Origin of the sequence: Roseivivax isoporae LMG 25204, from assembly GCF_000521865.1 — a bacterium.
In the GTDB taxonomy this organism is placed as follows: Bacteria; Pseudomonadota; Alphaproteobacteria; order Rhodobacterales; family Rhodobacteraceae; genus Roseivivax; species Roseivivax isoporae.
This window is the reverse complement of record NZ_JAME01000073.1, coordinates 1-8,131: the sequence shown is the minus strand read 5'-3', so window position 1 is coordinate 8,131 and position 8,131 is coordinate 1. Positions and strand designations below refer to the sequence as shown.

Below are 8,131 nucleotides of genomic sequence, written 5' to 3'. Positions count from 1 at the left end.
AGCGTTCGGTCATGCCGGCACCTGGTCCCACGTGCGCCCGTCAAGCAGTCGGCCGGCGGCGCGCTTGCCGACGCGCTGAACCTGGCGTCCGACGCCGCCATTGGCGTTTGCGCTTCCTGAGCCGACCTTTCCGTCCGGCCAGATGGTGACGTTGCTGGCGTCGTCCGGTCCCTCACGGCGGACCGCCGCCCACGCGCCCCATTGCTTGAAGAAGAACGCCACGCCTGCGGCGGTGCACTGGTCGCGCAGGGACCGCGCCCAGTCCGGGTGCATGGGCCGCGCGCCCGGGCCGCTCTCGCCGCCGACGATCACCCAGTCGAGGCCGCGCCGGCAGCACGAACACGTTCCGGGCTCGTGGCACCAGTCTCCGTCGATCGACACACACTGTCCGGCCGCACCAGAGGGATGGAGCCACTGGTGCAGGTCCACCGGCCCCAGCAGCGGCTCCGCGCTCACGAACCGGACCGCGGCCGGCGTTGCCAGCAGGTGCGGCACCCGCTCGTCGGCCCGCCGCTGATCCTCGGCCGAGACGCCCAGCCAGACGTTCGGCAGGGGCCATGCCCGCAAGTCGAGCGCAGGCGTGCTCCAGCGGCCGGTGGCCGCCATGATCGCGGCGTGCACCATTGAGGGATGCCGTCCGAAACTCTCGCGTCGACCCATGTACTCCCGCAGCCTCGCCGCGCGCTTCGTCAGCACCTGGAACTTGTGCTGCGGGCAGAGCGCCATGACGGCGAACACGCGGTCGATGACCTCGTCGGGCACCGCCTCGTGGAAGAGGTCGGACATGCTGTTCACGAAGTAGACGGTCGGCTTCCGGCGGTGCAGCGGCGCGGTCAGCGCGCGCTCGGGCGCGACGCCGATCTTCCCGGTCCAGACCGGCCCGCCGCGCGACATTTCCGTGGTGCCGGCGTAATGCGGTGCGCTGCCCATGCTCTCGAGCCGGTGCGCCATCCGCATCGCGTAGCAGTTGGTGCATCCGGGCGAGACGACGCTGCAGCCCGCGATTGGGTTCCAGGTGCGCTCGGTCCATTCGATGCTGCTCATGCCGCGGCCTCCTTTGCCATGAGATGAGCGCAGTTCGCCGAGACGAGCGCCTCGGCCACGTCGGGGCACACGCTGTTGCCGCAGCACGAGATCTGGACGTCCTTCGAGAACGGGTGCCATGCCCATTCTCCGGCCTCGTCCTGACGCCAGACGCCCTCGATCACGTAGTCGGGCGGGAAGCCCTGCGCGTTGAACAGCTCGCGCGGCGTGAGCATGCGCAGGCCGATGTCGACGACCACGAACGTCTCGCCGTCGATCTCGAGCGTGACGAACTCGCCGCCCGACCAGGCGCCGTGCGCCCGCAGGAACACGGCGACCTCGCGCGCTCGCGCCGCGCGGGCATCGGTGAACGGCGGCGCGGCCAGCTCGGCCTGCGCGTGGCCGAAGCGGTCGCGCGTGGTCACGGTATGGCACGGCTCGTCCTGCCGGGCGCCGTCTCCGGTGCCGTAGTATTTCGCGAACCACGCGGCGACGGGCGCGGACTTGCCTTGGCCGCCGGCCGTGATGGTGCCGTGCGGGGCGCTGGCCGCGTGTCCGACGCTCGCGCCGAACTGCCGTGCGATGAACGCGGCGACCGGCGTCTGGGTGCAGCCCTTCCCGACGATCGTCGAGACTGGCGCGCGCGCATCGTGGCCGACGAGGCCGGTGTTCTGCTGCGCGAGGAAGGCCGCGAACGGATATTGCCGCGGGCCGGCGGCGACGATGGTGCCGAGGGGCGCCGCCGGATCGTAGCAGCGCGGCGCCTGGCCGCGGCGCTCGCCGTTCCCGATGTGCACGAGCCCGGGCGCGAGGACCATGTTCTGGTCCTTCGTGCTGGCGCAGATCGTGTGGTGCGGCTCGCGGACGTCGCGGTTGCCGCCGCCCTGCTGCGCGTAGGTCAGGACCGGTGCGACCACACCCAGAGGCGCGGCGCCGCCCGGCCGCTTGATCCAGCTGTTCGCGGTCACCGTCGCCAGCGGGTCGCGCGCGTCCTGTCCAATCGCGCCGCCATTGAACCTGGTGATCGACGGCGCGACGACGGCGTGCTGTCTGCCGCCGGCCGACACGGTGCCGAGCGGGTCGGCGATCGGATATTCGCGGCGGCCGCCGCTGTCGCCGTGCGCCACGCTGACAATGAACGGACGCTCCGCCTCGAGGACGTAGCGCTTCATCCCGCGAGCGATGCGCGCCAGCGTATTCTTCGCCAGCGGGCGGACCGCGCGCAGTCCATGCTTCGCCTTGATCTCGGCCGAGCTGTCGAAGATCGACGGGCAGGGCAGCGACCAGTCGATGCACTCGGCCGCGGTGCGCCACGGCTGCAGCCGGCCCGAGCGGACCGCCGCGCTCTTCGGGTCGCCATGCGTGGGCGCCGGCCACACGATGGGGCGCCCGTCGCGCCGCGCGATCCAGAACATGCGGCGGCGGATCGTCGGCGCCCCGTAGTCGCAGCCGCGCAGGACCTTCGACTGCATGCGGTAGCCCGCGCGCCGGAAGCGCTTGCGCCAGTGCCGGTACGTGTGCCCCGTCAGCCATTTGATCACCCGGCCGTCGTCGTCCACCGGGCCCCAGGTCACGAACTCTTCGACGTTCTCCATGATGATCACGTCCGGGCGGACGTCCTCGGCCCACCGCAGGACGACCCATGCCAGGTCGCGGATGTTCCGGTCCCGCAGAGCCGAGCCCTTGGCCTTCGAGAAATGCTTGCAGTCCGGGGAGGCCCACAGGAGACCGACGCGCCGGCCGCGCGTGACCTCGAGCGGCTGCACGTCCCAGATGTTCGAATCCAGGTGCAGGCTATCGGGATGGTTCGCGGCGTGCAGCGCGAGCGCCGCGGCCGAGTGGTTGATTGCCACGTCCGGCCCGCGGCCGAGCGCCGCCTCGATTCCGGTCGAGGCTCCGCCACCACCGGCGAAGCTGTCGATGATCATGGGCGCGGGCTCAAGGCCGGGGTCGTCCTGCAGGTCACGCATGCTGATCTCCTCAGAATGTCCCCGCCGGCGCGTTCTCGGGGGTGGCGTCGCCGGCGGGGGATGAGCGCGCTTATTCGGGCGCGCCCATGAACAGCGGCAGGCCCGTGACCGTGCGCGCCTTGCCGACGGCCTCGTCGAAGGCGTCGTCGAACGCCTTCTCGGGGTCGTAGATGGTCAGGAAGAACACGAGCTTCGGGCCGCTCTTGCGGTAGCTGAAGCGCAGCGTCAGCCGGTAGAGATCGCCGCTCTCGAAGACCGGGATCGCGATCAGGAAGAGGTTCGGGATCTCGAGCGGCCGGCCCTCGGCATCGTTGTGCTCGTTCTGGAACGCGACGACGGCGGCACCGGTGTCGCGGTTGGTCTTGACCACCAGGTTCGAGGTCTCGTGCACGGTGAACTCGCGGGCGAGCTCCATCAGCTGGTGGGTCTGCCCGAACCGTCCGGAGATCTTCTCTGCGATCTCGAGGTTGCGCTCTTCCCAGGGCGCCGGGTTGTCCGGCCGCTTGTTCAGGAGGTTCGGCGTCGGGTCCATGAAGTCGGTCGCGTGATCTTCGATGAAAGCCGCGAGCTCTTCCTTCGCCAGCGGTTGGCCCGAGACCTTCATCCAGCGCTTCCACTCCTTCGAGAGCGGGAACTCGTAGACGCCGCGGTGATCACGGAAGGCGGCGCCCACCTCGCCCGAGCTGTCGTCCCAGCTCGTCGGGCCTGCCCCGTGATAGTTCGCGATGCAGGTCAGCGACGGTTCGCTCTGGCTGCGGCGCGCGTAGAGGACGCTGGCGTCGCTCTTGAAGCGAACGGCCCAGTCGATGAGGCTGTCGAGCGTCGTCAGCTTCGCGGTGCCGGTGCGGCGCATCGGCTTGTCGTGCAGGAGCGCGTCGCGCAGGACCTTGGTGTGGTCCTCCACGCGGCGGTGCGCCGGCACGTCCACGAGGAACGGCGTGCGCAGCGTGATCGCGTCGGGCAGGGCGACGCGCATGCCGATCTCTCGGTCGCGCAGCAGGCGCGCGGTCGTCTCGACGACGTTCTCCGCGCCTTCGGTGTTGGTCTCCATCGTCTGTCTCCTGGTCGGGTTGGGGTTTCAGGTTTCCTGCATCGCGCGGGCGAAGCGCTCGGCGAGAAGCCCCGCCGCGTGCGAGCCGCCCACATGCTCGATCTCTCGGATCAGGCGGGAGGTTGCTTCCTCGTCGGGAAGGGCCTCCTGCAGGATGAGGGCGAGCTGCAGATCGCCGGAGCGGATCGCCTGTCCGATCTCGGTCTCGTCGATGAACGTGCTGACGGTGAGCGCCATGGGGTCAGTCGGCCTCGCCGGCGCTCTTCACGGCGCGGTCGCCCTCGGTCACGTCGCGCACCTTCATGCGCTTCATCATGGGCGAGTAGAGCGACAGGTCGCCCTGGTCGTTCACGTAGGCCACGCCGCTCGCCTTCGGCGCCTTCGGCCGCTTGAACTCGACGATGCCGCCGATCGAGACGTCGCCGGTCTTCGTCAGCTCGTAGTCGATGGTGATCGTCATGCGACCCTTCGGCTTTCCGCCGAACGCCGCGCGGTGGTCGAGCAGAACGCGCTGCAGGTCGCGGTTGCCGTCCATGATCTCCGCGAGGAAATCGCCCTGGTCGAGCAGCGCGAACAGCTGGTCGACGGAACGGATGTCGAATTCGTCCTTCGGCATGTCTGGTCCTTTCTCGATGGCCCCCGCCGGCGCCTGAGGGTGGGGGCACGTGCGCCGGCGGGGGATGCGCCCAGGATGGGCGTCACCTTGTGGCGAAGAGGTCGTCGGTGCCGGGCGCGCCCGGGTACACCGTCTGGACCGCCTCGAGGATGGTGAAGGGCTCGCCGGTTCTGGCGGCGAGCTGGCGCGCCGCCTGTTCGGCGGAGGCGCGGGTGGCGTAGCGGGCGCGGGGGGCTGTTTCGGCCTCCGGATGCCGCGGGGTGCGGCAGACCATCCAGAATGTCAGCATTGGACGTTCTCCTTCCGGACACGGGCGAGCATGTCGCGCGCGTCGTGTCGTTCTTCGACGGTCGCCTCCGGATGCTTCGAGATGAGCGCGCAGGCGTCCAGGACCGTCGCCCGATCATGATGGGCGACGTCAGCCAACACTGCACGGGCCTCGGAGAGTTCGGTCAAGTCAGCACCATGAGACAGAGGATCCAGAAGACCACGGCGCCAATCAGGCAGCCGCCGAACGCCGCGCCCTGGTGCGCGCGATCCGGTTTCGCCTCGGTGCCATCCATCATGTCGTCGGCCATCGCACGGCCGAGGGCGACACGATCCGGCTCCTGCCCGGGCAGCTGGTCCGTCGCGCTCATTGGCCCGTGCCGCCCGTGATGACGGCGCGCAGGAGCGGGTCGGCGAGCATGGCCGCGCCGATCACGGCGATGGCCACGATCCACGTCTTGCAGAGGATCCATGTCACGCCCGCCATCAGCCCGACCACCCGATGGCCTGGACGGTCAGCACCAGCCAACGCCCGATGAAGTATCCGGCGATCCCCATGGGGATCGACAGGAGCAACGCGAACGCGAGGGCGGCAACGGCGCGCGGCAGGTGCCACCGGTCGTCCCGCATCATGTCCAGGAACGCCATGCGCTTTTCGAGGCGCCGGCGCACAACGGTGTCCTGGGCGCTCATGCCGCCACCTCGGCCGCGGCACGCGCCGCGCGCAGGACCGCCTTGATCCAGGCGGCGATGCACTCGTCGAGGTCGTTGCCCGAGGCGTGCACGCCGCCGACCGACAGCTCGGCGAAGTGCGGGCCCCAGTTCGTCTTGCCGGGGGCGATCCACATGCCGCCGGAGTTCACCACGGCGGCCTCCATCATGATCCGGCGCGCCGGGTGCGCCAGCGGCTCGAGCTCGGCGGCGAGATCCTCGCGCCACGCGGTCAGGGCGCCCGTGTCGGGCGGCATGTGTCCGGCGCTGCGCAGCGCATCGGGTGTCACATGGGCGTTCATGCTGCGCCTCCGCCCGTTGGAACGTGATGGGGCAGGCGGACGATGGCGGCGCGGATCGGGCCGATCGCGCGCTGCCGGGCGGCGTCGATCTCGTTCACGCAGGGGCGCGGTGCAGGGCCCGTGAACTCGCTGTAGAGCGCGCGGGCCACGCGGAAGCGCCGCTCGGCCGTGACCGGGTGCCCCTGCGCCTCCTTCAGCGCGAGGAACGCGCCTTGCAGGACCATCGGGCGGTCGAGATATGCCGAAGGGTCGCTCACGACGGCGCGCGCCTCGGCCAGGAACTGCGGGGTGGGCGGGTTCATCCGATCCTCCATCTTGGCCCGCGATCGACCGGTGCGGCGTCTTCGGCGGGTTGCGTGGAGGATTATTTACACTATGTGAAAATCATGCACAAGACGAAATTTTACAATAGGTGAAAACTGAGGCGTCAACCCAAAAATATCGGGCCGCGTTAGTACGAAAAAGCCCGGCACCGGGCCGGGCTAAGCAAGGTCTGGATAGCTGAGAGACCCTACGGAGCGGGAACTTGCCCGAGAAACTGCTGGATAGTCTCCGCATAGCCAATCATGGCGCCCACTACGCCAAGCATCAGGATCAACGCAGTGACGATGTAGCTTTTCGAGGGGAGGTGCGTGACCTTCTCGGCCAGGGTCGCGAGCCCGGTTTCGACGCCTCTCAGCCTGTCGTCGATCGACCGCAATTCATTCTTCACTTCAGACATGTCTGTCTGCATGTGCTCAACCTGGGCACCAAGCCGTGCTACCTGAACTTCCATACCGGGATCATATGGGCCGCCACCGCCGCCCCGCAAGCGCAAATCTGAGGGCGCAGGAAGCTCCACATCGCCTCTTGGAGGATTGGGAAAATCAATCAGGTTCGACATTTTCGTGTCCCGGCCATGGCTTAGCAGTAGGGTCGGCCGCCTCGAACTGTCCGTAGATTTCTGCGATCAGGTCTCTAGCTCTGTCATATTTGTGTGTGCTGAGTGCAACTGCGGCTTCGGCCACAAGAACATCGTTACGCGCCAAAGCCTTGATCCAGTTCGACGTTCGCTCAAGTAGTTGTTCATGTTGGCCAAGCCTCCTCCTGAGATCTTCGATCTCGGCCCGAAGCTCTTCTATTTCTTCGGTCACACGGTCCTCCCCTGCGTCTGCGCGTTGTCGACGTTTCACATCTTCCGTGCGAACTCCGCTGGCCAAGCCAGCCGCACACGCGCTGCCCATTTCAGCGGGACGTCCCACATTGTTTCTGCGCCAGGATTTAGCGAAATGAGGTTGAAAAGGCCGCGTTCGCTGCCGCGCTTCACCTGCTTTACCCAGCCCATGCCGTTCAAGTCTTCGCAGACGCACATGTGTCCAATGACGTCATCGGGCACTGCATCGGGCGCGATGCGCGAGTAGAACAGCAGGTCGCCAGCGCTATAAACGGGTTCCATGCTGTCGCCAGAAACTTCGACCGCAACCACCCCATGCGGCGATAGCCCTGGCGGCGCCTCGACTTGGGGGCCATCGCCCTTCTCGTAAGCATCGAATACCGGCACCCGCGCACCAGCGCCGACACGGCCGGCGATGGCCACGGTGGGGCGTGCTTCAATGATCAGATCCGACGCCGAAAGCCCAAAGATCTTTGCCAAGCCCTCGAGGTAGGTTTCGTTCATGCGACGCTTACCTGTCTCGAGCCCGTTATACAGGCTGACGGATATGCCTAGCATGTCGGCCGTCTCTTCTTGAGTGAGGCCGCGCGCCTTCCGGTTTTCACGTATGGCGAATTTCATCCCGCATCTATGCGCTGATGCGGGTACCGGCTCCATAAACACTATGTAAATGCCTTCTTGTACAGAAAATTCACATAGTGTAAAACTACGGCATGGACATCACTGAACACATTAATGCTCACGGCTTGTCGCGCGCCGACATCTGTCGAAGAGCGGGGATCTCGAGGGGTTATCTCAGCCTCATCGAGAGTGGTGAGCGACGCATTGGACCAGCCAAAATTAAGGGTTTGGCTGATGCGCTCGGGGTCACTGTGCGCGACCTCCGCCCCGACTTGGCCGACGTGTTCGGGGACGCCGCTTGAAGCCCAATCTAGATCGGCGCCGGCCGCCCGGTGTCGCGTATCCCGACTGAATTTCACGTCCCGTTCCATGGACTTGAATGTGGCCACACAAACGGATCCTCGCCATGAGAAACGA

General features: G+C 67.3%; 15 protein-coding genes. All 15 read right to left on the bottom strand.

Annotated elements, in window-relative coordinates; all coding sequences use genetic code 11:
* Positions 1 to 9 precede the first annotated feature (9 nt).
* Positions 10 to 1,044: a DUF5131 family protein gene (locus RISW2_RS22115; protein WP_043775303.1), complete on the bottom strand. Its 1,035-nt coding sequence runs from the start codon at positions 1,042 to 1,044 to the stop codon at positions 10 to 12.
* Positions 1,041 to 2,993 (bottom strand): DNA cytosine methyltransferase, encoded by a 1,953-nt coding sequence (locus tag RISW2_RS22110; protein ID WP_051492318.1) that lies wholly within the window; start codon positions 2,991 to 2,993, stop codon positions 1,041 to 1,043. Before RISW2_RS22110 ends, RISW2_RS22115 begins: the two co-directional genes overlap by 4 nt.
* 70 nt (positions 2,994 to 3,063) lie before the next feature.
* Entirely contained in the window at positions 3,064 to 4,044 is a 981-nt protein-coding gene (locus RISW2_RS22105; protein ID WP_043775300.1) for a DUF2303 family protein, read from the bottom strand.
* 27 nt (positions 4,045 to 4,071) lie between these two features.
* Complete coding sequence (locus RISW2_RS22100; RefSeq protein ID WP_043775297.1) at positions 4,072 to 4,281, bottom strand: hypothetical protein; 210 nt, start codon at positions 4,279 to 4,281, stop codon at positions 4,072 to 4,074.
* Positions 4,282 to 4,285: 4 nt separating this feature from the next.
* Complete coding sequence (locus tag RISW2_RS22095; RefSeq protein WP_043775294.1) at positions 4,286 to 4,660, bottom strand: hypothetical protein; 375 nt, start codon at positions 4,658 to 4,660, stop codon at positions 4,286 to 4,288.
* Between the two features lie 82 nt (positions 4,661 to 4,742).
* Complete coding sequence (locus RISW2_RS22090; RefSeq protein ID WP_043775290.1) at positions 4,743 to 4,949, bottom strand: hypothetical protein; 207 nt, start codon at positions 4,947 to 4,949, stop codon at positions 4,743 to 4,745.
* Positions 4,943 to 5,116: a hypothetical protein gene (locus tag RISW2_RS24865; RefSeq protein WP_156943966.1), complete on the bottom strand. Its 174-nt coding sequence runs from the start codon at positions 5,114 to 5,116 to the stop codon at positions 4,943 to 4,945. The genes RISW2_RS22090 and RISW2_RS24865 overlap by 7 nt, the downstream gene beginning before the upstream one ends.
* Entirely contained in the window at positions 5,113 to 5,298 is a 186-nt protein-coding gene (locus RISW2_RS22085; RefSeq protein WP_043775288.1) for a hypothetical protein, read from the bottom strand. The genes RISW2_RS24865 and RISW2_RS22085 overlap by 4 nt, the downstream gene beginning before the upstream one ends.
* Positions 5,299 to 5,413: 115 nt before the next feature.
* A complete protein-coding gene (locus RISW2_RS22080) occupies positions 5,414 to 5,620 on the bottom strand; it encodes a hypothetical protein (RefSeq protein ID WP_043775285.1) in 207 nt (68 codons plus the stop codon).
* Entirely contained in the window at positions 5,617 to 5,940 is a 324-nt protein-coding gene (locus tag RISW2_RS22075) for a hypothetical protein (protein ID WP_043775283.1), read from the bottom strand. Before RISW2_RS22075 ends, RISW2_RS22080 begins: the two co-directional genes overlap by 4 nt.
* On the bottom strand, positions 5,937 to 6,242 hold the full coding sequence (locus tag RISW2_RS22070; RefSeq protein WP_043775280.1) for a hypothetical protein: 306 nt from the start codon (positions 6,240 to 6,242) through the stop codon (positions 5,937 to 5,939). The genes RISW2_RS22075 and RISW2_RS22070 overlap by 4 nt, the downstream gene beginning before the upstream one ends.
* 209 nt (positions 6,243 to 6,451) lie before the next feature.
* Entirely contained in the window at positions 6,452 to 6,823 is a 372-nt protein-coding gene (locus RISW2_RS22065) for a hypothetical protein (RefSeq protein WP_156943965.1), read from the bottom strand.
* A complete protein-coding gene (locus tag RISW2_RS24860) occupies positions 6,807 to 7,073 on the bottom strand; it encodes a hypothetical protein (RefSeq protein WP_156943964.1) in 267 nt (88 codons plus the stop codon). The genes RISW2_RS22065 and RISW2_RS24860 overlap by 17 nt, the downstream gene beginning before the upstream one ends.
* 35 nt (positions 7,074 to 7,108) lie before the next feature.
* Positions 7,109 to 7,714, bottom strand: a complete 606-nt coding sequence (locus RISW2_RS22060) for an XRE family transcriptional regulator (RefSeq protein ID WP_043775276.1) — start codon at positions 7,712 to 7,714, stop codon at positions 7,109 to 7,111.
* A gap of 41 nt (positions 7,715 to 7,755) precedes the next feature.
* Positions 7,756 to 8,131, bottom strand: a 376-nt coding sequence (locus RISW2_RS25740; protein WP_244437712.1) for a hypothetical protein, incomplete at its 5' end; no start/stop codon positions are given.